Raw genomic sequence first — 22,668 nt, forward strand, 5'->3', positions numbered from 1 at the left:
GCACAACAACTGGACTTGCTTTGCGTCTGGCGTGAAGCGCAGGTGTTCAGCGCCAGGGAACGTGCAGTGATTGCCTGGGCCGAAGCGATTACACTTGTTTCACAAACCGGTGCCCCGGACGACGATTACAACGCCATGCGGCAATTCTTTACCGAGGCACAGATTGCCGGCTATACCCTCGCGGCGGTCGCAATCAATGGCTGGAATCGCCTCGTGCTGACAGCCAGAACCGTGCACCCGGTGGATGCATCTGCTGCTACTGCACCGGATGCCGTGGCAGCGGCCTGATTCCGAACCAGCTACGTTTATATTAACGGGTAGCAGGATTCGATAGCAGGATGTGATTGGCGTGGCCAGCGTTTGCCGGCTACGCCATTATTTTTTTCCAATCGGCGCCCGGGGAATGATTGGCATGTTGCGCTCGGGCGGAAAGTGCCGTCTGCAAGGCCGCAGGATGTCCGTTTCAAGGTGAGGTTTTCCAGGTGATCAGCGCGCGATCAAGCGCGCGCTATTGCCCGATAGCCCGGTGGCTGTTGGGCGCTGTTTCGCATTGCTTGTCATCGCTACAGCTTGTTGCGAAATAGCCAGGCGGCAAGCGGCATGGTCACAAGTGTGATCCCCACAAATGGGATAAAGTCGTGCCATAACAGTGTCAGCGGCGCGCCTTCCAGATAGATTCTTCGCACCAGGTCAATTGCAAAGCGCAGGGGGTTCGCGTAAGTGGCCATTTGCATGAAATGGGGCATATTGCTCACCGGTGTCGCCAGGCCAGAGAGCAGTGTGAGCGGCATGATCAGCACAAACGTGTAGAGCATGGCCTGTTGCATATTTGCCGACAGGGCCGAGATCGACAGGCCGATCCCGACGATGGTGATCATGAACATCAGCATGGCCAGCAAGAGCGCCCAAAAGCTGCCGGTCATCGGAATATCAAACCAGTAAAGTGATATCGTCAGCACCAGCATTGCTTGCGAGAGCCCGATGGCAATAGACGGAATAGCCTTGCCGATCATGATCTGTAGCGGCGTATACGGTGTTACCAGCAATTGGTCGAAGGTGCCCTGTTCGCGTTCGCGCGCCACCGAAAGCGCCGCCAGCATGATGGTTTGTATCATGCTGAGCGAGGCGATCAGCGCGGGCACAATATTCCAACGCGATTCCAGATTTGGGTTGTACCAGGCGCGTGACATGACGGTCACTGCCGGTTTGGCCTGGTCATGGCCATCGCGCTGGTTATAGGCCGATATGATGGCCTGCAGTTGCCCGACCGCAGATCCCGCTGTCGTTGAGTTACGCCCATCCAGAATGACCTGCAACGGTGTGGTATGGCCTGCCGACAGCAGACGTTCGAAATCGGGACTGAAATGCACCACCAGCAGGGCCGAGCCGGTATCGATCACCTCTGAAATCTGGCTCGCCGAATCAAGCGTTGCTACCCGATGAAAAACCCCAGTGCCGTCAAAGCGCGCGATGAGTTCGGTGGATGCGCCGCCCCGACTTTCATCCAGTACGGCGTAGGGGACGTTGGTCAGATCGAAATTGGCGGCATAGCCAAACAGCAGGCTTTGCAGGATCGGCGGCACGATCAGAATGACCCGATTGGCTGGATCTTTGAGCACTGCAATAAATTCCTTCTGGCAAAGATTGGCCAGGCGCAGCAGGTAGTTGAAAAAGGCCAGCATAGGATTCAATCCAGTTTCTTGCGGGTGACAAAACGCGCCAGCCCCAGCAGAACGACGGCATAGACAGCCAGTACACTGCAGTTTTTGATGATCAGGGGCCAGTAATTGCCAGCAAGGAAAAGCGATTTGACCAGTTCAAGAAAATAGGTTGCGGGAACCAGTTGGCCAATGACATACACAGCGGTGGGTACATTGCGCAGATCGAAGATAAATCCGGTCAGCATCATGGCCGGCAGAAAGCTTGCCAGCAGTGCAACCTGGCTGGCCAGAAACTGGTTTTTGGTCATGGCAGAGATCAGCAGGCCGATGCCCAACGAGACAAACATGTACAGCATGGATGCCAGCACCAGAACCCACATCGACCCGTAAATGGGCACATCGAACAGCACGCGCGCGGTGACCACGCACATGACCAGTCCCAGCAGCCCGATAAAGAAATAGGGGATGATTTTTGCAATCAGAATTTCGACAGGACGCACCGGCGTGACAAACAGGGCTTCGATCGTGCCGCGCTCCCACTCGCGTGCCATGACCAGCGCAGTCAGAAAGGTTCCTACCAGCGTCATGATAAGTGCAATAAGCCCTGGCACCAGATACCAGGTGCTGTTATTGGCGGCGTTAAACCACATGCGATCGACGATGACCACAGAGCCCATCGCAGCAGGGCTGTGGCTGCGCGAGGCCTGCTTTTGCCCCCATATGGCTACCGCACCCTCCAGATAGCTTCTGATGGCGCTGGCGCGCGTTGGATCAGACCCGAGCAGCAGCGTTTGTACCTGGGCATCCCCTACAGACAGACGTCTTGCGAAATCAGACGGAATTCTAAGAATGGCATCTGATTCATGCGCCTTCATCATCTCGGTGGCTTCATGCATGGATGTCACCTTGACCGGTACAAAATAGTCGGACAACTCCAGGCTGGAAACCAGGCTTTGCGCCACGGGCGAGGAATCTTCCAGCACGACGGCAACACGCGCATCGCGTACGTCAAAGGTAAGCGCATAGCCGAAAATGAGAATCAGCGCTATTGGCAGCCCGATACCAATCATCAGATTACTGGCGTCACGCCACAGTTGGCGAAATTCCTTGCGCGTTAACGATACCAATCGCAGCCAGAAGCCGCCGCTACGATCTGGACGCGCTGTCGATGCAGATTGCGACTCTGTGCTCATGCCGCCACCTTCTGGCTATTGCCGCGTTCGCTGCGTCCCTGCTCCACAATACGAATGAAGGCCGTTTCCATGGTCATCCTGTCGGTCCCGCCCGCCTGCGCACGTACTTCATCCGGTGTGCCATAGGCCACAAGTTTGCCGGCATCCTGAATGACAATACGATCGCAATATTCGGCCTCTTCCATAAAATGCGTTGTAATCACAACCGTGGTGCCACCACCGGCAAGCCGGGTAATGCGCTGCCAGAAGCCGCGCCGGGCCAGGGGATCAGTACCACTGGTGGGTTCGTCCAGAAACAGCACATCGGGCTCGTGCAGCAGCCCGACAGCCATGGCCAGGCGTTGTTTGACACCACCCGGTAACTGTCCGGCCGGCATCTTCTCATAGCGTTGCAGCTCGAACTGCGTGGTAACTGCGGTAATGCGTTGGGCCAGCCGCTTGCTCATCAGCCCATAGGCGCGACCAAAAAAGCGCAGATTCTCCATCACTGACAGGTTGCCATACAGGGCGAACTTCTGCGAGACGTAGCCAATACGCTGACGGGCTTCGGCGCGGGCCTTGCGCATATCCATGCCGGCCACTTCGGCGTGACCACTCGTGGCAGGCAGCAGCCCGCAAAGCATGCGAAAGGTCGTGGTTTTGCCGGCGCCGTTTGGGCCAAGCAAACCAAAAATCTCACCGCGTTTGACGTTGAAGGTCGTGCTATCGACGGCTGTAAATTCGCCGAACTTTCTGACCAGATCCCGGACATCAATCACGATACCGTTACCGTTATTGCCGTTTCCTGAAGCCGTATGCGGGGCATTCTGCAAGCGGGGTTGGTCTATGGCATCTGTGGCGTTCTCCCTGCTTGTCTGCTGCATCTGGCCCGCACTCCCGGTGTTTGCAAGGCTTTGAGCAGCGTTATTCATGCTCCGGGAACCCTGGTCGGTGGTTGCGCCCATATCAACGTCGCTACCACTGCGCAGCAACACCATGAACCCATCTTCAAGGCGCGCTTGTGCAGCCATCAGCGGTCGGCCGTTCAATTGCAATTGTGATAGGTCCGATTCGGGGCGCCGAATGACGCGAACATCTCCCGCTTCCGGTACTGCATCGATGACCGCGGCGGTGTTATCCAGCAGTTGCGCTTGTAGATCGCGAGGGTGTTCATTGCTGGTTGGCGTTATCAGATAGCACAGGTCACGAGCATGTTCACTGGTTGTCTCCGGTGGACCGCTGGAAAGCAGTCTGCCTTCATGCAGCACATATACACTGGCGCAGCGTTCCGCTTCGTCCAGATACGCGGTGGTCAGAAGGACCGACAACTGCTCCTGTTCCCGCAAGTGCTGCACGATTTCCCATAATTCACGTCGTGAAAGAGGGTCCACGCCAACGGTTGGCTCGTCCAATAGCAACAACTGGGGAGAGCGAACCAGCGTGCAGGCCAGGCCCAGTTTTTGTTTCATGCCGCCCGACAGTTTGCCGGCCAGGCGCGCGGTAAACCGCTTCAGATCCGTCATCTCCAGCAGGTTGGCAAAGCGCTCCCGGCGCACGTCCTGCGCAACGCCATGCAAATCGGCATACAGATCAAGGTTTTCCTGCACACTCAGGTCTTCATATAACCCGAATTTTTGTGGCATATAGCTGATACGATCCTGCACCGCCTGCGGATTGCGAATAACGTCAATACCCAGTACATGCAATGTGCCTGAGTCAGGGCGCATCAGCCCGGATACGAGCCTGAGAAACGTCGTTTTGCCGGCGCCGTCGGGACCGACAATTGCCGTGAGCTGGCCCATGGCTACCTGCACGTCCACGTTATCCAAAGCCAGTACCGTTGAACCTGTTTCCTTTACCTTGAAACGCTTGCTGACTCCGCTGGCGCCAACGGCCACCTTGCCGCTGTCTGCCAGATTCTCTGTGTTCCCGGCAAAGCGACGACCCGTTGCTGCGACAGCGCTGCTGTCAGCTGCAGGGTTGCGGCTGGTCATTTGTTTGCTCCGGAAGAGAGCCGACTATCGGTATCAGGCACTGCCTTGTCAAGTGCAATATTGACGGTAGCCGGCATGCCAAGGCGCAGCCGGTTCTGCGGGTCGTCAACCAGAATACGCACTTCATAGACCAGGCTAGTACGCAGCTCTTCAGTCTGTACATTTTTTGGTGTAAATTCTGCCACGGGTGAAATATAGCCGACACGCCCGGAGATTTTCTCGTCAGGATGACTGTCGGTAATTATTTCGGCAGGCATATCGGGCCTGACGTGGCCAAGCTGGACTTCGTTCACATAGGCCCGGACCCATTTGGGCGAGGTCAGGGCCAGGGTATAGGCAGGTTTGACAGGGGAAGCCATATCTCCGGGTTCCAGCAGCCGTGCGCGGACAACCGCATTGGTGGGTGATTTAAGAACCGACAGGGTCAATTGATGTTCCAGCAGCGCCAGATTCGCTTTTGCTGCGGCCAACTCGGCCTGCGCCTGGGCAATATCCTCGTCACGCGGTCCGATCTGAGCCAGTTTGAGGGCTTTGCGCTGGTTCTCAAGCTGGGCGTCGGCCACTTGAGCCGAGGCCAGTGTATCGTCCACTTCCTGTTTGCTGATCGCCTGACCGCCGGAGCGTGTCGCTATGTCTTTTAGCCTTTTGTGGCGGATCTGAGCCTGCCGGGCTTGGGCCTGCGCCGCCCTGACCTGGGCCTGCAACTGCTCCACTTCTTCGGGGCGGGTGCCGTTTTTCAATCGCAATAACGCCTGCTCCTGTGCACCTACCTGTGCCTTTGCCTGATCGGCTTGCAGTGCCAGGCTGCGGGTATCCAGCGTGGCCAGTACCTGACCAGCCTTCACGCTGTCGCCTTCTTCGACCCGCATTTCACGTACCCGGTCGCTGTTTTCAAAAGCCAGTGAGATCTGCCGGATATCGACATTGCCATATAGCGTCAGATGATCGGCTGTCGGGGCAGGCCGTCCATAAAACCACCATGTGCCGGCCGCGATGGCGATGACGGCAAGAACTACTACAACTGCAATTTTCTTATTCATGATTGAAATAATCCGTTCACTTCGTGTGTCGGGCATGAGCAAATGAGCTATAATTCTAATTCTAATTCAAATTTGAATTATATGTAAAGCACCCATTTGTTATATTGATTCCAGATATCATGATTGCTAAAAACAGCTCCCGCAGCAAAAGCCCCCAGGCGGCCTCTGTCAGCCCCGTTGTCCGCAGTGGTCGCGCCAGCCGTAGTGACGGCGATGCGACTGTGCGGCATATTATTACGCAGGCAGGCTCCCTGTTTGCCGAGCGCGGCTATGCCGATACGACCAGCAAGGCGATCTGCGAGGCCGCTGGCGTCAATATGGCAGCTGTGAACTATCATTTCGGCAGTCGTGATGGCCTGTATCTGGTCCTGCTCAAGGAAGTGCATCGCGAAGTCATGAGCCTGGATTTTGTGCGGCAGATCGGCCATAGCGCGGCGCCGCCTTCGGACAAACTCTACCTGCTGATAGAAGGGCTGTTGCGCGCAACCTATGATGCCAAAAGCTGGCATATCCGCTTGTGGGCACGAGAGTTGCTGGCGCCATCGCCCCTGTTGTCGCAAATTATGGAAGAAGATACGCTGCCCAAGTTTGAGGTATTGCGCGACGTCATCATGGAGCTGACCGGTATGCCGGTGGCTGATCCGCAGTTGCTGCGCTGCGTGTTGAGTGTCATCGGGCCGGTCATCATGCTGCTGATTCTGGATCGGCGCATCGCGACCCCGATACAGCCGCTGTATTCGCATAACGTAGAGGATATGGCTCGTCACATGCACACGTTTACGATTGCCGGACTGCAGGCGATAGCGCAACAGGGGGGCTATGCCGCAGACACGAAGGACAAAGCAGGCAAGGGATAAGTTGGCGCAATGCCTCTTCGCATCGGCCAGAAAGCCCGCGCTTTATGGCCGATCTCGCCCTGGTGTTCCGTCTACGGCGAAATCAGCACGGCCCACTGTTGGTGAAAATGACGGTGTTTAAGTCATTGCGACCCAGGCCCCGTCGGGCAACGCGGCAAGAGAACGGGGACAGCGGGGAACTGATACGTAATCCAAGGAGAAACGCTGGGAAAAACGCCCGTCCTGATGTATGAGGATAATCTATCAGGCACCACCCAATCTCAGCAGTTACAACGTCGATTACACTACCTTCAGCACGCCGGCTGCTGCCAGGCGGGCGATCTCGGCTGCCTCGTAACCCAGATCACGCAATACGCTCTCAGTATGTTCACCAATACGCGCAATGGGTTGCCGCGGCTGCAGACGCTGGCCGTCCATGCTGATCGGCAACAGGGGCATGGGCGTTTCCGAGCCGTCTTCCAGTACCTGACGGCCCAGGCCGCCGCTTTGCTGCAGGTGCGGGTCATCGAACAGCTCTTCTGGCTTGGTGATATAGGCAAACGGAATTTGCCGTGCCTCAAAAATGGGCGCCAGCGATTCGGCTTCCATACTTTTTAGCGTTGCGCCCAGTTCAGGAATCAGCCAGTCGCGCGCGAGCACACGATCGTTATTGGTTTTCAGGCGCGGATCGAGATACAGATCAGGGCGTTGCAGAATCTCGCACAGTTCCTTCCAAGGCGCATCGCCCGTTGCTGCGATGAACATGAGGCGGCCACCGGCCAATTCGAAAGTATCATAAATACCCCAGGCGCTAATGCGTTCCGGCATGGGGTTGGCGGCCACGCCCGTGACCGCATACTGCTGCATGTGTTGCGCTGAGAGTAGCACGCAGTTTTCGAATAATGCGCTCTGGATTTCCTTGCCCTGGCCTGTGCTGTTGCGCTGAAATAGCGCAGCCAGGACACCCAGCGCACCGAACATGCCGCCCATGATGTCGTTGACAGAGGTGCCGGCACGCAATGGCCGGCCAACGGGACCCGTCATATAGGCCAGGCCGGCCATCATCTGCACCACTTCATCCAGGGCCAGGCGTTTCTCGTAGGGCCCTTGCAAAAATCCCTTGTGCGACACATAAATAAGCCCCGGATTGCGCGCCTTCAGGCTGTCATAATCAAGGCCCAGTGAAGCCATGCGGCCGGGCTTGAAGTTTTCGACGAAAACGTCTGCCGAATCCACCAGCTTGAGGACGGCATCAATGGCCTGCTTGTCTTTTATGTCAACCGAAATACTTTTCTTGTTGCGGTTGAATGTGCGGAAAAAACCGGCGCCGGCACCCAGCAGTTCGCGGGTCTTGTCGCCGGTAAGCGGTTCGACCTTGATGACTTCAGCGCCCAGATCGGCCAGAATCATTCCGCAGGTCGGTCCCATAACCATATGGGACAGTTCAACGACACGGATACCCGCCAGGGGCAATGCTTGTGATGAGACAGAATTCATTGTGTTGCTCTTTGCTGCGTGAATGTGTTGGGCAGACCTGCCAGATTGATAAAGCCGTACAGGGGTTCCTGCGGCAGGGCCTGCGACAGGATCTGCCGGCAGGCCAGCAGGCGTTCAACTGAAATACCAGTGTGATAGCCCATGGATTCGAGCATGAAAACCAGATCTTCGGTGACCACGTTGCCGGTAGCGCCGGGCGCATGCGGACAGCCGCCTATACCGGCCAGTGAGGCATCAAATTCTCTGATGCCGTTCTGCAATGCGATAACCGTATTGGCCAGGCCCATACCACGGGTGTCATGAAAATGCATGCTACGCAAACGCTCGCCCGCCACGGCGCGCACCGCCGTAATCACATCCTGCACCTGCGCAGGCGTTGCGTGTCCCGTCGTATCGGCAAGCGCCACGGTATCGGCGCCGGCTGCGATACTGCCGCGCACGACATCGCATACGTCATCGACAGGCACTTCACCCTGCAGCGTACAACCGAACACGGTAGACAGGCCCGCTATCAGCGTCGTGCGCCCACCGTGGGCATCGATCAGTTCACGGATACGTCCGAACTCCTGCACCATTTGCATGGGTTTGCGGCGGACATTGGCCAGGCTATGCTGCGTGCTGACAGAGATTGGGGCTATGATGCGATGTACACCAGCCTTCAGGGCGTTTTCGGCGCCCTTCAGGTTGGGTACTAGCGCAGTGACGGTCAGGCCATCAAACTGCAGGGCATAGTCCACGATTTGCGCGGCGTCGGCCAACTGGGGCAGTAGCTTTGGCGGGACGAATGAGGTCACTTCTATATGGCGCAATCCGGCGTCGTATGCGGCGCTGATCCAGCGCTTCTTGGCTTCGGTCGGCATGGTGGTAGCGATGCTTTGCAGGCCATCGCGCAAGCCGACCTCCTGAATATGAACATGATCTGTCATGACGGTTCCTTTACTTGATGAGAACAGTCTACGATGAATTGCGGTTTACGGTAATGCCCGGATGGTCATGGTAACCATCAGGTTTTGTTATGGTCGGGGGCGTTGCTGGCTTGCGCTGTGGGCGGGCAAGGCGCGGCTGGCCTGGGCCTGCAGATGGTCAAAGAGTTTCTGGGCCGACCCTGACAGCGCTTCGTTGGCGCGGGTACACAGTACGAAGTTGCGCCGCGCCCATGGATCGTTTAGCGGAATCAGTTCCAGATCATAAAGCCTGACATACCGTTCGACGGCTTCGCGCGGTAGTGCCGCAATGCCCAGATTGGCTTCAATCAGCCGATAGGCCGCATCAAAAGAGCTGACATGCGTGCGATAGGTCAGGATCTTGCCCTGCCGACCCGCTATATGCGACATCAGTGTGTTCATGGAGGTTTGCATGGAAAAGCCGATTTGCGGATAGTCCAGCGTTTGCTCGAACATAAGCGATTTTTTGCCGGCCAGCGGGTGCGCCTTGTTGACCACGATCGCGAAATGATCGTAGCGGTAGGGCGTCACGCAGGTGTTGCCGGTGGGGACGAAATCGCGACAAATGCCGATATCAGCATTGCCTTCTTCAATTTTTCTGGGAATATCACTACTGAAATGCTCTTCGAGATCAACCTGGATGTTCGGGTGAGTTTCCAGGAACGAGGTCAGATCAGCCGGCAAAAACTCCATGATGGCCGAGACGTTGGATAGCAGCCGCACATGGCCCTTGACGCCCTGGGCGTGCTCACTCAGCTCGCTTTGCAGCTTACGGTAATCCACCATGATGCTGCGGGCGTGCTTTAGCAGTACCTGGCCGGCCGACGTGGGCGTAACACCACGCTGGCTGCGCAACAACAGTGGCGCACCAATTTTTCTTTCTATTTCAACCATGCGCTTGCTCACGGCAGCAGCAGACAGCAGCTCGCGCTCGCCGGCACGCGCAATGCTGCCGGTTTCACACACGGCGATGAACAGATACAGGGAAGTAGGATCAATGGACCACAAATCAAACTCGCGAAAATCAGGTTTGATCGGGATTAGAGCACCGGTAGCCATGTAAGTAAATAGTGAAAAACCATTTAGGAACCACCAGCCACCAGCCTGGCTACCCTCGCACAGCCATCAGGAGCGCAGCAGTGCCATTTTGCTGACCCGGCCTGCTCCCAGTATCAACATCCTTATTTGAGCAGCGCTGCGCTCTCGTCGATATCATTCTGAATGGTTTTGCCAAAGGTCTGAGGATCGGATACAACGATATTGAAGCCAAGGCGTTCGAGTTTGTCTTTCACCTCTGAGGTGGCAAACACATCCTTGACTGTGGCCTGCAGCTTATCGCGAATGTCATCGGGCAGATTTGCAGGCGCGATCATGCCAAGCCACGGTTCGTAAACATAATCTGCAACCCCGGCTTCGGTTAATGTCGGCAAATCGGGCAGGATCTGGCTGCGTTTGGAAGAAGTGACCGCCAGACCGCGCAACATGCCTCCCTTGATCTGTTCCGAGACGCTGGCAACGGCCAGAAAGGCGACCTGGATCTGGTTCGAGACCAGATCATTCACAATGGTGTTGCCGCCCTTATAGGGAATATGGGTCATTTGCACACCGGCGCGCTTTTCAAAGAGGACGCCGGCCAGATGCAGGGCTGTGCCGACACCGGCCGACCCGTAATTGAGCCGCTTGGGCTCTTTTTTGGCCGCGGCAATCAACTCGCCCAGGGTTTTGTAGGGCGAGCTATTGGGTACAGCAACCACCAACGGCGAGGTCACCAGATTGGATACAGTTGTAATATCCGTCACCGAATCATAGGGCAGGTTTTTGTGCAGGCTTGGATTGACTGCATGGTTCGAGGAGATCAGCTCCAGGGTGTAGCCATCGGGCTTGGCGCGAACCAGTTCCCGAGTACCAGAAATGTTGGATGCGCCGGCCAGATTTTCCACCACGACAGATTGCTTTAGGGTCTGTCCCATGCGGGGCGCAAAGGTGCGGGCCAGATTATCCAGTCCCGAGCCGGGCGAGCTAGGCACAATCAGTCGAATGGGGCGTTCAGAAAAACTGACTTCGGCATGGGCAGCAGGCGCAAGCCCGAGCGCTACTGCACAGGTCAGCAGGAAAAAAAAGGGGCTCAGACGCATAAAGTTTGTCTCCGTGTGGGTGATCAAGGCGCAATCACCATTGTGTTTATTTTGTAAATGAGTCCTGTTGCCGTACAGGAAAGGCGCCGATTGTAACGCCATGGCAGCCCGTAACAGCTTCGGTTGAAGTCTAAGCCGGATTTTGCGTCTGCGTAAGCTACCAAAAGTCATGGACAACATCACCTTTGGTGATGGCAGGGCGCTTGCCGCCGGTCGCGCCGCGCCCGACGGCTGGCCCGTGCAGATGAGGCACTCATAGCCAGCGATGCCGTCGGCGGCCCCAGCCGATTCGAATCACAACTGAAAACGCAGGATTACAGACCGCCGACAACGCAGGATTTTTGCCTATTGGCTTGAAGCCGGGCGGTTGCTTGCACGGTACGAGATAGCAGCGTTCTAAAACTTTCAAAGCCCGGCGGCGCCGGTTGCCTAGAATAAATGCTTACATTTGCCTGCTGCTGCAGGCGGCCTTCACATACAAAGCGATCTATGCTCATACATGAACTTGCTCATTACGGTGCCCGGGAAAGCGGTGAACGCACACTGACCGACCCGGTACTTCATCATACGAAACGCGCGGTGCTTGACTGGCTGGCCGCACTCTATCCTGGTACACGGATGTCCCCGGGTGTAGAACTGATTCGGGCCCATGCGGATGAAACCGGTGTCGGCTTTGCCCGCCTGCCGGGATTTGGCACCACGACCTTTCCGGCCACCGCCGCCTGGATCAACGGCAGTGTGTCGCATACGGTGGAGTTCGATGATATTTTCCGTGATGGTGTCTATCATCCGGGCTGTCCTGTCGTATCGGCAGCGCTGGCGGCCGCCGATACGCGAGACGCTGACGGGCTGGCGTTTATGACGGCGATTGTGGTGGGCTATGAAATCTCCACCCGACTGGCTGCTGCCATTCAGCCAGCACATTACCGCTATTTTCATACGACGGGAACGGTTGGGAGTATTGGCGCTGCCGCTGCCGTGGCAGCGCTGTATGCGCCTGGCGATCAGACCGTGATGCAGCACGCCATTGCCACCGCAGCGACATTTGCTGCCGGCTTGCAACAGGCGTTCCGTTCCGACGCCATGACCAAGGCGCTGCATGCCGGGCACGCTGCCGCAGTGGGCATACGGGCGGGCACTGCCGCCGCGGCCGGCGTCACCGGCGTGGCCGACATTCTGGAAGGCGAGGCCGGTTTTGCTGCTGCACTGGGCGGATCGCTGAATCTTCCCGTAGTCACTGCCGGTCTTGGCGTGGACTACAACATCACCCGTATTACCCAGAAAAATCATGGCTGTTGCGGCCATACCTTTGCTTCCATCGATGCAGTACTTGCGCTGCAGCAGGAACATGGCATCAGGCCGGATGATATCGCGTCGATCCACGTTGCGACCTATCAAACTGCGATCAATGTGACCGGCAATGCCGATCCGCTGACGGCATTTGAAGGCAAATTCAGTTTGCCCTATGTGGTTGCCCATGCACTGCGCCATGGGTCGGTCAGGCTGGATGCCTTCGATACGGAGCGACTCACGGATACGGATACACGTGCCTTGATGAAAAAAATCTCTTTGACTGCAGATGAGGCGTTGACCGCCGCGTTCCCGCGGCATCGTTCTTCGCGCGTGACAATTGTGATGAACAGTGGGCAGACTCATGAGCACTATGCGCAGGATCGCAAAGGCGATCCGGAATGTCCGCTAGATGATGACGAACTCAATGACAAATATGATGAGCTGGTCACGCCTGTGCTGGGCGCCCAGGCTGCAGCTGCACTCAAATCACAGGTCTGGATGCTCGAAGCCTTGCAGGTACGGCAGCTGTCGCTGAACACAATAAAAATTTCATATTGAAGTAGTGGTAATGACAATGACACATGACGATTCAAACCAGCGCAGCGAATGCTCTTCGCAGCGTCGGGCCTTTAACAAGGCATTGCTCAACCCCGGGTCGGTCGCACTGATTGGCGCCTCGAGCAATCAGAAAAAAAATACCGCCAGGCCCTTGCGATTCATGCAGAAACACGGCTTTGCCGGCAATATTTATCCAGTCAATCCTTCGGCCCCGCAGATCAATGGTGTCAAAGCCTGGGGCAGCATTGATCAGCTTCCCGATAACGTGGATCATGCGTTCGTGATGATCGACAGTGCCGGTGTCACCGACGTGGTCGAGCAATGTGCACGCAAGGGCATCGGCATGGTCACCATCTACTCCGACGGCTTTGCCGAAGCGGGTGAAGAGGGCATGCAAAGGCAACAGGAACTGCGCGCGACCGCAAGGCGCCTGGGCGTACGGGTGCTGGGGCCCAATAGTATTGGTCTAGCCAATGTTCACAGCGGTGGCGTTATCTCCGTCAATGCGGCATTTGAAATGGACAATCTGACTGCCGGCGATATCGGTATTATTTCGCAAAGCGGCTCGATGATGGGCTCGCTCATGTCTCGGGCGGCTGCGCGCGGTTTTGGTTTCTCCCATCTGGTGTCCGTTGGCAACGAAAGCGATATTTCAGTTGGCGAAATACTGGACGCCATGGTGGATGATGACGCGACCCGCGTGATACTGCTGTTCCTGGAAACCTTGCGGGATGTGCATACATTAAGTGGCGCCCTGGAACGGGCGCGCAGCGCCGGCAAGCCGGTGATCGCATATAAGCTGGGGCGCTCGGAGCAGGGAGACGCCCTGTCGCAATCGCACACCGGCGCCATTGCCGGCAATGATGCCGCCATGGATGCCTATTTCCGCGCCCATAGCGTCATACGCGTCAACATGCTGGAGACCCTTTTTGAGATCGCACCGCTGGCTGCGCGCTATGCGCATATGCGGCCACAGATCTGGACAGATACGCCGGCGCGCGTGGCCGTCATTACGACCACCGGCGGGGGTGCGGCAACCGTTGTCGATAACCTGGGCTTGCGCGGGTTCGTTGCGGTTGCACCGCCTGCACAATTCATTTCGCATATGGCCTCGCGCGGTCTGAACATACGCCAGACGCCGGTCATCGATCTGACCCTGGCGGCCAGCAGTGAACAGTATCAGGACCTGCTGACCGAGATCATGCAGAGCGACTGGTGTGACGCTGTGCTATGCATCGCCGGCTCTTCGGCGCAATTTCATCCGCAATATGTGGTCCAGCCCATACTGAATGCAGTTGCAACCGCGCACGGCAGCAGCAAACCACTGGTGGCATTTTTGTCGCCCGAAGCGCAGGCATCATTGCAGTTGCTGCAAAAAAATGCAATTGCAGCCTTTCGTACCCCCGAATCATGCGCAGATGCATTGGCCGCATTTTTCGTGCCGCTAGGGCAGCGCCAGCCAGCGCAATTGCCGACTGTGACGTTGCCCGATGGTTGCCCGGCTAGCGGCAATTTGAGCGAGCCTGAAGCCATGTCGGTCTTTGGCACGCTGGGCATTGATGTCGTTTCGTCCGCCATGGTGCAACCGCATGCGCCAGACCATTCAATTGATTATCCGGTGGTCCTGAAGGTTGTCTCGCGGGACATTCTTCATAAAACAGAAGCCGGTGGCGTGAAGGTTGGCATTGACTCTGAGCAAGCTCTGGCTACCGCGCTGAGCACGATGGCCGATCAAGTCAAGACTCATTGCCCGCTAGCTGTGATTGACGGCTATATGGTGCAGAAAATGGAAGGCCGCCTGATCGAACTGATGCTGGGCTATCGGCACGACCCGCTGGTTGGCCCGACCGTGATGCTTGGCGCAGGCGGCATCACTGCAGAGCTCAAACCGGACTTTTCCCTGCGGCTGGCGCCGGTGTCCGAGCAAGTGGCCTGGCAGATGATCCATGAAGTGAAACACACACAATTGATTCGTGGTTACCGGCAGTTGCCCGAAGGCGATTGCAACGCGCTGGCCCGCGCCATTGTCGCGCTGTCCAGGCTGGCGCTGATCGATGCTCAACCGGTGACCGAAGCAGAGATCAATCCGCTGTTTGTTCGAAAAGACGGCGTTGTCGCAGTTGATGCAGTTGTCCGTCTGCGCGAGATATCACAGTTGTAATTACTATCAAATAAATTTGAAGCAGGAGAATAAAAGGCATGGATTTCGAACTGAATACAGAACAAAAGGGCTTTGAATCGGCGGTGCGCCGCTTTGCCGAAAACGAACTGCGCGATGGCGCCGTTGCGCGAGCACATAGCCAGGACTATCCATGGGATATATCCGGCCGTATGGCAGCTCAGGGATTGCTTGGCATCACTATTGCTGAAGCAGACGGTGGACTGGGTGGCACGCTGATGGACGCAGTGATTGCCATACAGACTGTGGCATCGGTCTGTCCGCGCAGTGCCGATGTGGTTCAGGCCGGCAATTTCGGAGCGATCCGTGTGCTGGCCGAGTATGGATCGGACTTGCAGAAAGAGAAATATCTGAAGCCGCTGCTGGCAGGCAAAGCGTTGATTGCAGTGGGAATGACCGAACCGGATGCCGGCTCAGCCGTGACAGAACTTAAGACCACGGCCACCCGCGATGGCAAGGGATGGCGTATCAACGGAACAAAAATTTTCACGACACACGGGCCGCATGCCGATTTCATTCTTGCCTACGTGCGTTTCGGGCCGGGTACCAAGGGTATTGGCTCGGTCATGATCGAGACCCAGGCAGAGGGCATGCGACTGGGTAAACGTTCCGCCTTTATGTCCGACGAGGAATGGGTCGAGATTTTTATGGACAACGTGTATATACCCGATGAGCAGGTGGTGTTGGGCGAAGGCGGCTTCAAAAAGCAGATCGCTGGCTTTAATGTGGAGCGACTTGGCAATACCTCGCGGTCATTGGCGCTGGGGCGATACGCCTACGAAGAGGCCCGGCAGTGGGCGCTGCAACGACGACAGTTCGGCAAGCTGCTGTGCGAGTTTCAGGGCATCCAATGGAAGTTTGCCGATATGCGTATCAAACTTGATGCCGCGCAGTTGCTGTTGTACAAGGCCGCCTCTGGCGCAGACAGCGGCTTTCCTTCACCTACCGAGACGGCCATCGCCAAGGCGTACTGCAACCAGATCGGTTTTGATGTGGCCAACGAGGCATTGCAGGTGATGGGCGGCATGGGTTATAGCCGTGAGTCGCTGGTGGAGTATTGTGTGCGTCGTTGTCGCGGCTGGATGATCGCGGGCGGCTCCATCGAGATTCTTAAAAATCGCATTGCCGAAGGCGTTTTCGAACGCACCTTCTCGCAGCGGGCATCGTAAGCAGCCCATTGCAATCAAAGAATATTTATTTCAATTGCTATATAGGGTTAGCAGCAGTGAACGGTTGGTGCTGCTGTTTTTTATTATGAATGCAAAAGAATTCATATTTCAAAAAGGACCAAATGATGAGCCAGATTCACATAGCAAGTGCAAAACAGACATGCAGCGAGACGGAGTGGCAGGCGCGCGTAGACCTGGCTGCCTGCTACCGCCTGATGGCGCACTACGGCATGTCCGATATGATCGCCAATCACATTTCGCTGCGAGTGCCCGATGAAGAAGATGCTTTCCTGATCAATGCCTATGGACTGCTGTACGAAGAGATTACGGCCTCGAGCCTGCTCAAAATTGACCACAAAGGCAATCTATTGAGTTCGCCGGATTTTGAGGATCTCAATTACGGCGTAAATAAGGCAGGCTTTGTGATTCACAGTGCGATCCACGAAGCCCGCAGGGAAGTTGCCTGTGTGATTCACACGCATACCTGGGCCGGGATGGCGGTCTCCTCGCTCAAATGCGGGTTGCTGCCACTGAATCAGACAGCCATGCGTTTTCTGCGCATTGCGTATCACGACTACCAGGGCGTTGTGCTGGATCTGAGTGAACAGGAATCTCTGGTCAGGGACCTGGGTACGTCCGAAGCCATGATCTTGCGCAATCACGGCTTGCTTACAGCGGGCAATACGATAGGCGAGGCGTTCAACTGGATGCATCGCCTGGAGCTGGCCTGCCGTGCCCAGATTGCCGCCATGTCCTGCAATACACCGCTGAATGAGGTGAGTGCGCCAGTGCTGGAAGAAACCTACAAAAATTACCAGCCTGGCACGCGTCGTCCCTATGGGCTGATGGAGTGGCCGGCATTGTTGAGAAAAATGGAAAGGCTGGACGCCAGCTTTATGGACTGAGCCGGCGCTTTTGCGTCTTGCTGTCTGGATACTGCAATCAGTCCGCGAGCGCGCTTGCGGCTCATTCGGGGCGGGCAGGCAGACCGTATGCAGGACGTGTTGTGGCATCACCAACGCAAGCAACTTGGCCGCCATTGCGGTGAGCCATGACCGTGTGCGTATATCTGCGACCGTGTGTCGGAAAAATAGCTATTCACAGATGTAATTACTTTAACAAATACGAGGAGACAGACCATGTACAAGTGTAATTCAAAGATCGGGCAGGCCGCTGTTTTGGCCACTATTGTGGCCATGCATGCGACCGCATCGACAGCCTTGGCACAGGAATGGCCGACCAAACCGGTCAAAACGGTTGTTGCCTTTACCGCTGGCGGCACCACCGATATTATTGCGCGTGAAGTAAGCAATGAGCTGGGCAAGATGTGGGACCAAAGCGTTGTCGTAGAAAACAAGCCAGGTGCCGCCGGCAACATTGGTACGGGCGCAGTGGTCAGTGCCAAACCCGATGGCTACACGATCCTGATGAATTCGATCGGCCCCATCGCTGTCAATCCATACATTTATTCCAAAAGGGCCTTTAACACGATGACTGATCTGCGCGCAGTGGTACTGGTCGCTGATGTGCCAAACGTGCTGGTCGTGGCACCCTCGCTGAATGTCAAATCGGTGCAGGAACTGACCAGACAGATCGAGGCCAAGCCAGGGTCATTCAATTGTGCGTCTACCGGTGTGGGGACGGCCGCGCATTTATCATGCGCAATGATGGCCAAAACCCGCAATTTGACCGTGACGCATATCCCCTATAAAGGCGCGGATGCCTTGAATGATGTCATGTCGGGACGCGTGCAGTTCATGTTTGCGACGCTGCCCTCGGTCATGGGAAATATCAAGGGCGGTAAGCTTATCCCGCTGGCTGTTTCCACCACGAAACGTTCGCCTGCGCTCAAAGATGTACCAACCATGCAGGAGGCCGGTTACAAGGACTTTGCCATGGGATCCTGGTTTGGTTATTTCGCGCCGGCAAAAACACCGGATAATATCATTCAGAAACTGAACAAGGATATCAACACGGTGTTGCAGAATCCCACGGTCAAAACCAAGTTATCCAACGAAGGTGCCGAGCCGGTGGGCGGCACCGCCGAATCCTTCACCCAATTTGTGAAAGCTGAGAATGAGAAGTGGAAAGCGTTTACCGCTGAAATGAATATTTCTGCAAAATAAGCCGTTGCCAGCCCAATTGCGGCAGACTTGGTTCATTATCTTTCCATAGGGGGCGGCACGCCTGCTTGCCCCCTTTCATTCTTCTCTATTGCACTTGAAAAACCATGGCAACACAGGCATTGAATGTACTGATTTCGGCAAAGGTGCAGGCGTACGTGCGCGAGGTTGCAAGGTCGCGCTACGGCCTGGATCAGATTCACTTTATACCCTATAGCGGTCAACGACTGGACGATCAGACCCTGGCACAGGTTGATATTGCATTTGTGTCCCGGGATATCACGGGGCGTTCAACCAAGTATGTGCTGGATCCTGCAACGGACACCTTTTACCGGATGATGGAGCAAGCGCCCAATTTGCAGTGGGTGCATGTTCATTCTGCGGGTGTGGATCGCCCGGTCTATGTGAGCCTGCGTGACAAGGGGCTCAAAGTCACCAGTTCCACTGGTGCGCTATCGGGGATCGTCGCCGAAAGCGTGCTGGCTGCGGTGCTGGCATTGAACCGGCGTTTTCGTTTTCTGGAACAGGCACAGCGCGATCATATATGGGCGCCGCTGCTGGATGATTTGATGCCGGCAGATCTGCAGGGACAGCACGTGGTGCTGGCCGGCTGGGGGCCCATAGGGCAAACCATACAGCGCTATCTGGGCATGCTTGGCATGCGGGTGACCGTATTGCGCAACAGCGCCGTTACCACTCCGACAGACATTCCCATGATCTCGTACGACGCCATGCATCGGATACTGCCGGAAACCGACTGGATGATCCTGGCCTGTCCGTTGACCGAGACGACGCGTCGACTGATTGATCGCAAAGCGCTGGATGCGATGAAACCTGGCGCCTGTATTGTTAACGTGTCGCGCGGCGAGGTCATTGACGAGGCGGCGCTGATCGACGCATTGCGCAAAGGCCATATCGCCGGCGCTTACTTGGATGTGGTGGAAAAAGAGCCGCTTGAATCGGATTCGCCACTGTGGGATATGCCAAGCGTTATTGTATCGCCGCACACGGCCGGCCATTCCATCGGTAACGAGGCGCGTGTAGCCGATATTTTTCTGGAAAATCTGAACAACTGGGTGCGAGGGCAGCCATTGCGCAACCTGTCGCGTTAACACCCGAACGGATGGGCGCCAGAACGCGGCGGAGCCGTTAACGCCCCTGTAAGTCGATGAATGGGTACGGTTAATGCGTGTCGTGAATGCAGGCCATTCATGCGGTCTTCTTAATGCCGTGTCACTAATGCAATTGACCAGGACCGCGCATTATTGCATCAGCGCGTCCAGCAGCTCACGGATCAGCGGCTGCTGCGCGTCAATGGCCTTGACACAGACATAGAACTGCCGCTGCGCCCAGCTATCTTCCAAATGCAACAGCTGCAGTCCCATGGGCTGCAAATAGTTGGCTGCGATTTTTTCGGGCACAACGCCAATACCCAGACCTTCCATGATCATCCGGCAGCGCGCTTCGAAATTGGAGACCTGCAGGTTCACATTGGGGGGGCGTGACAGCGAGGGCTCCACATAGGCCAGAAAGGAGTCCAGCGAATGGCGAGGGAAGTAGCCAAGCAAATCGTACTCCAGCGCCTCTTCAAGAAACAGCGACTGCCGTTGCGCCAGCGGATGCCCGTTGGGAACGACCAGACCCACGCGGTCCTGTTTATAAGGATAGGAAACCACGCCCGTGGCAGGCTGGTCAGCATGATAAATCCCGATATCGCCCGAATCCTCTGCGATCAGCCGTGGCACGTCGTAGCTGTGGCATTCGACCAGATCGATCCGCAGTCGGCTATGGCTTTTAAGGTAGGACGCCATCTGCTGCGGCAGGAACTGCAATATGGTTGACGGGTTGGCCAGCAGTCGTAATTGGGCTTTTCCGTCATTGGCAAATTCGTGAATCAGATTCTCGGTCAGTCGCAAATTGCGCAGGATGGATTTGGCGTGCTGGTACAGCAACATGCCCGCCGGCGTGGGCTCAACGCCGCGACCGTGCCGCGAGAGCAGGGTTTTGTCCAGATGCTGTTCCAGGTCGGTAATCCGCTTGCTTATCGCTGATGTCACCAGATTTTCGCGCTGCGCCGCCCGGGACAGGCTTTTTTCCTCTACGGCAGCGACAAAGGCTTCCAGCGAAGGGATATCCAGCTTTTTCATGCGTCTCTCTTATGTGTGTTCTGGCGGTCGCAAGCCGACCCATGACGTGCTGCAAAATCATAACATGAACAGTCGGGCAGAAAAAAACCGCTATTGCGTATGCAATAGCGGTCCGTGGCCCGTGGCGGGCAGCCTGCCGACAGACCTGGGGGTCTGTCCCTTACTCAGCCTATCTTGGCGTCGTTGGCAGCCTTATTCATATTGTGCGTGATGAACCATTGCTGGGCAATGGACAGCACGTTATTGACGCACCAGTACAGCACCAGGCCGGCTGGGAACATGAACATCATGGCGCCGAAGATAAGCGGCATGAACATCATGATCTTGGCCTGCATCGGATCCGGTGGTTTCGGATTCAGACGCATCTGCAGGAACATACTGGCCATCATGAAGATCGGCAGGATAAAGTAGGGGTCGTGTACCGACAGATCGTGAATCCAGCCGATCCATGGCGCACCGCGCATTTCGACGCTGGCCAAGAGGACCCGATACAGGGTCAGGAAGACCGGAATTTGCACCAGGATGGGTAGACACCCGCCCAACGGATTGATTTTTTCATTGCGGTACATTTCCATCATGGCCGCATTGAGCGCCTGACGGTCATCCCCGAATTTCTCTTTCATGGCCTGCATGCGTGGCGCGACGTTTTTCATCTTCGCCATGGATTTGTAGCTGGCGGCCGACAGAGGGAAGAAAACCAGTTTGATCAGGCAGGTGAGCAGAACGATGGTCCAGCCCCAGTTGCCCACGATCGAGTGGATCCATTGCATGACCGCAAACATGGGCTTGGCAATGATGGTCAGCCAGCCGTAATCGACCACGACGTCCAGGCCAGGCGCCACTGATGCCAGTGCATCCTGGTCCTGCGGGCCGACCCACAGTTCGGCACCGGTCGTGATGCTGGCGCCGGGCGCCAATGTGCCCAGCGGCTCGACAGTGCTTACCGCGTAAAGGCCTTCGGGGGTCTTGCGCAGGTTATACAGGCGGTCTTTGCCTTCTGGCGGTACCCAGGCCGTGACAAAATAATGCTCGATCATGGCGATCCAGCCGTCTTTGGACTGCTTGATGTACTCGGCGCTGTTTTTATCTATGTCTGAAAAAGAGAATTTCTGGAAGCGTCCTTCCTCGGTATAGATCGCCGGACCGGTAAAGGTATGGTAAAAGCTGGAAGCGCCCGGAGGATCCTTGCTGTCACGGGTGATCTGCAAATACTGTGATGGCTGTTGGGGTTCCTGGCTGGTATTGGTAATAACGTCCTGAACGTCGACCCGATACGTTCCCTTGTTGAAGGTGTACGTACGCGTCACTTTCAGGCCGCCCGATTCGGATTCGAACACAACCGGCAGTGTGTCGCCGGTCATGGTTGTCTCGGTCGATATCAGTTTGAAAGGCTTGTACTGATCAGGATAGTTTTTCTTCTGGCCGGCCGGGGCAACAATACCGCTTTGTACCGTATAGCGCGAGATCTCGTTGTTTTCCAGCAGAACGGCAGACTTGGTTTCGTCGGCCGTATCCCGGTGCTTACGCAACTCGGCATGAACCAGTTGCGCGCCCATCGTATCGAACTGGAGACGGAACTCGTCGGTTTCGACGTCAACAATCTCGGATGGCGCGCTTGTCGCAGCCTGTGCCTGGGCAGGCGTGGTTGACGCACCCGGCACCGCTGGTGCAGACGGCGTATCGGCTTGCGGTGTCGCCGAAGCCGGTGCAGTATTATCCTGCTGCGCGACCGTGGGCTGTTCGCCAAGAAGAGAGGGATGACCGGTATAGGTTTGCCAGTTGTTCCACAGCATAAATGCCGAGAAAACAAATATCATCCAGAGTATGGTGCGTCGGATATCCATGTAACCTGATTACAGTAAGAGCGGTTGGAAAAACGCACTAGTGTAACCCAGTGCATATTGCGGGAATGCGGTTTTG

Annotated in this window: 18 protein-coding genes; 8 read left to right on the forward strand and 10 right to left on the reverse strand. The window is 56.2% G+C overall.

What is annotated here, in order from left to right; translation table 11 throughout:
* Positions 1–288 (forward strand): carboxymuconolactone decarboxylase family protein (locus tag ACTIKR_RS10620; protein WP_442327817.1); only part of this gene is annotated, 288 nt, incomplete at its 5' end.
* Between the two features lie 275 nt (positions 289–563).
* Here ACTIKR_RS10620 and ACTIKR_RS10625 read toward each other — a convergent pair.
* From ACTIKR_RS10625 to ACTIKR_RS10640, 4 genes are read right to left on the reverse strand one after another with little or no spacing between them, the layout of a single operon-like run.
* Complete coding sequence (locus ACTIKR_RS10625) at positions 564–1,682, reverse strand: ABC transporter permease (protein WP_442327818.1); 1,119 nt, start codon at positions 1,680–1,682, stop codon at positions 564–566.
* Positions 1,683–1,687: 5 nt separating this feature from the next.
* Entirely contained in the window at positions 1,688–2,854 is a 1,167-nt protein-coding gene (locus ACTIKR_RS10630) for an ABC transporter permease (RefSeq protein ID WP_193087932.1), read from the reverse strand.
* Positions 2,851–4,827 (reverse strand): ATP-binding cassette domain-containing protein, encoded by a 1,977-nt coding sequence (locus ACTIKR_RS10635; protein WP_442327819.1) that lies wholly within the window; start codon positions 4,825–4,827, stop codon positions 2,851–2,853. Before ACTIKR_RS10635 ends, ACTIKR_RS10630 begins: the two co-directional genes overlap by 4 nt.
* A complete protein-coding gene (locus tag ACTIKR_RS10640) occupies positions 4,824–5,867 on the reverse strand; it encodes an efflux RND transporter periplasmic adaptor subunit (protein WP_193087934.1) in 1,044 nt (347 codons plus the stop codon). The genes ACTIKR_RS10635 and ACTIKR_RS10640 overlap by 4 nt, the downstream gene beginning before the upstream one ends.
* Positions 5,868–5,986: 119 nt before the next feature.
* Between ACTIKR_RS10640 and ACTIKR_RS10645 the strand changes: the two genes are divergently transcribed.
* A complete protein-coding gene (locus tag ACTIKR_RS10645; RefSeq protein WP_193087935.1) occupies positions 5,987–6,724 on the forward strand; it encodes a CerR family C-terminal domain-containing protein in 738 nt (245 codons plus the stop codon).
* A gap of 279 nt (positions 6,725–7,003) precedes the next feature.
* Here the strand turns inward: ACTIKR_RS10645 and ACTIKR_RS10650 are convergent, their stop codons facing one another.
* The 4 genes from ACTIKR_RS10650 to ACTIKR_RS10665 form a co-directional block, all read right to left on the reverse strand.
* Entirely contained in the window at positions 7,004–8,200 is a 1,197-nt protein-coding gene (locus tag ACTIKR_RS10650) for a CaiB/BaiF CoA transferase family protein (protein WP_442327820.1), read from the reverse strand.
* Entirely contained in the window at positions 8,197–9,126 is a 930-nt protein-coding gene (locus ACTIKR_RS10655) for a hydroxymethylglutaryl-CoA lyase (RefSeq protein WP_193087937.1), read from the reverse strand. Before ACTIKR_RS10655 ends, ACTIKR_RS10650 begins: the two co-directional genes overlap by 4 nt.
* 87 nt (positions 9,127–9,213) lie before the next feature.
* Positions 9,214–10,203, reverse strand: a complete 990-nt coding sequence (locus ACTIKR_RS10660; protein WP_442327821.1) for a LysR substrate-binding domain-containing protein — start codon at positions 10,201–10,203, stop codon at positions 9,214–9,216.
* 122 nt (positions 10,204–10,325) lie between these two features.
* Positions 10,326–11,279 carry a Bug family tripartite tricarboxylate transporter substrate binding protein gene (locus ACTIKR_RS10665; RefSeq protein ID WP_193087938.1) on the reverse strand — a complete coding sequence of 318 codons (954 nt, stop codon included), beginning with the start codon at positions 11,277–11,279 and terminating at the stop codon, positions 10,326–10,328.
* Positions 11,280–11,768: 489 nt separating this feature from the next.
* On the opposite strand from ACTIKR_RS10665, the gene ACTIKR_RS10670 reads away from it, so the two are divergent.
* From ACTIKR_RS10670 to ACTIKR_RS10695, 6 genes are all read left to right on the forward strand, one after another.
* On the forward strand, positions 11,769–13,130 hold the full coding sequence (locus ACTIKR_RS10670; RefSeq protein ID WP_442327822.1) for an MmgE/PrpD family protein: 1,362 nt from the start codon (positions 11,769–11,771) through the stop codon (positions 13,128–13,130).
* A gap of 16 nt (positions 13,131–13,146) precedes the next feature.
* On the forward strand, positions 13,147–15,291 hold the full coding sequence (locus ACTIKR_RS10675; RefSeq protein WP_370540186.1) for an acetate--CoA ligase family protein: 2,145 nt from the start codon (positions 13,147–13,149) through the stop codon (positions 15,289–15,291).
* Between the two features lie 38 nt (positions 15,292–15,329).
* On the forward strand, positions 15,330–16,478 hold the full coding sequence (locus ACTIKR_RS10680; RefSeq protein ID WP_442327823.1) for an acyl-CoA dehydrogenase family protein: 1,149 nt from the start codon (positions 15,330–15,332) through the stop codon (positions 16,476–16,478).
* A gap of 125 nt (positions 16,479–16,603) precedes the next feature.
* A complete protein-coding gene (locus tag ACTIKR_RS10685; protein ID WP_442327824.1) occupies positions 16,604–17,383 on the forward strand; it encodes a class II aldolase/adducin family protein in 780 nt (259 codons plus the stop codon).
* Positions 17,384–17,617: 234 nt separating this feature from the next.
* A complete protein-coding gene (locus tag ACTIKR_RS10690; protein WP_193087943.1) occupies positions 17,618–18,604 on the forward strand; it encodes a Bug family tripartite tricarboxylate transporter substrate binding protein in 987 nt (328 codons plus the stop codon).
* Between the two features lie 104 nt (positions 18,605–18,708).
* Entirely contained in the window at positions 18,709–19,713 is a 1,005-nt protein-coding gene (locus ACTIKR_RS10695) for a D-2-hydroxyacid dehydrogenase (RefSeq protein WP_442327825.1), read from the forward strand.
* 150 nt (positions 19,714–19,863) lie between these two features.
* Here the strand turns inward: ACTIKR_RS10695 and ACTIKR_RS10700 are convergent, their stop codons facing one another.
* Positions 19,864–20,748, reverse strand: coding sequence for a LysR family transcriptional regulator (locus ACTIKR_RS10700; protein ID WP_193087945.1), 885 nt, complete (start codon positions 20,746–20,748; stop codon positions 19,864–19,866).
* 164 nt (positions 20,749–20,912) lie between these two features.
* Complete coding sequence (gene yidC, locus ACTIKR_RS10705; RefSeq protein WP_193087946.1) at positions 20,913–22,592, reverse strand: membrane protein insertase YidC; 1,680 nt, start codon at positions 22,590–22,592, stop codon at positions 20,913–20,915.
* Positions 22,593–22,668 lie beyond the last annotated feature (76 nt).

The organism is Advenella sp. (genome assembly GCF_052108595.1).
Taxonomy (GTDB): domain Bacteria; phylum Pseudomonadota; class Gammaproteobacteria; order Burkholderiales; family Burkholderiaceae_B; genus Advenella.

Coding starts and splice junctions, on each gene's coding strand:
- ACTIKR_RS10625 (WP_442327818.1), bottom strand. CDS start 1,682: ATGCTGGCCTTTTTCAACTACCTGCTGCGCCTGGCCAATCTTTGCCAG.
- ACTIKR_RS10630 (WP_193087932.1), bottom strand. CDS start 2,854: ATGAGCACAGAGTCGCAATCTGCATCGACAGCGCGTCCAGATCGTAGC.
- ACTIKR_RS10635 (WP_442327819.1), bottom strand. CDS start 4,827: ATGACCAGCCGCAACCCTGCAGCTGACAGCAGCGCTGTCGCAGCAACG.
- ACTIKR_RS10640 (WP_193087934.1), bottom strand. CDS start 5,867: ATGAATAAGAAAATTGCAGTTGTAGTAGTTCTTGCCGTCATCGCCATC.
- ACTIKR_RS10645 (WP_193087935.1), top strand. CDS start 5,987: ATGATTGCTAAAAACAGCTCCCGCAGCAAAAGCCCCCAGGCGGCCTCT.
- ACTIKR_RS10650 (WP_442327820.1), bottom strand. CDS start 8,200: ATGAATTCTGTCTCATCACAAGCATTGCCCCTGGCGGGTATCCGTGTC.
- ACTIKR_RS10655 (WP_193087937.1), bottom strand. CDS start 9,126: ATGACAGATCATGTTCATATTCAGGAGGTCGGCTTGCGCGATGGCCTG.
- ACTIKR_RS10660 (WP_442327821.1), bottom strand. CDS start 10,203: ATGGCTACCGGTGCTCTAATCCCGATCAAACCTGATTTTCGCGAGTTT.
- ACTIKR_RS10665 (WP_193087938.1), bottom strand. CDS start 11,279: ATGCGTCTGAGCCCCTTTTTTTTCCTGCTGACCTGTGCAGTAGCGCTC.
- ACTIKR_RS10670 (WP_442327822.1), top strand. CDS start 11,769: ATGCTCATACATGAACTTGCTCATTACGGTGCCCGGGAAAGCGGTGAA.
- ACTIKR_RS10675 (WP_370540186.1), top strand. CDS start 13,147: ATGACACATGACGATTCAAACCAGCGCAGCGAATGCTCTTCGCAGCGT.
- ACTIKR_RS10680 (WP_442327823.1), top strand. CDS start 15,330: ATGGATTTCGAACTGAATACAGAACAAAAGGGCTTTGAATCGGCGGTG.
- ACTIKR_RS10685 (WP_442327824.1), top strand. CDS start 16,604: ATGAGCCAGATTCACATAGCAAGTGCAAAACAGACATGCAGCGAGACG.
- ACTIKR_RS10690 (WP_193087943.1), top strand. CDS start 17,618: ATGTACAAGTGTAATTCAAAGATCGGGCAGGCCGCTGTTTTGGCCACT.
- ACTIKR_RS10695 (WP_442327825.1), top strand. CDS start 18,709: ATGGCAACACAGGCATTGAATGTACTGATTTCGGCAAAGGTGCAGGCG.
- ACTIKR_RS10700 (WP_193087945.1), bottom strand. CDS start 20,748: ATGAAAAAGCTGGATATCCCTTCGCTGGAAGCCTTTGTCGCTGCCGTA.
- yidC (WP_193087946.1), bottom strand. CDS start 22,592: ATGGATATCCGACGCACCATACTCTGGATGATATTTGTTTTCTCGGCA.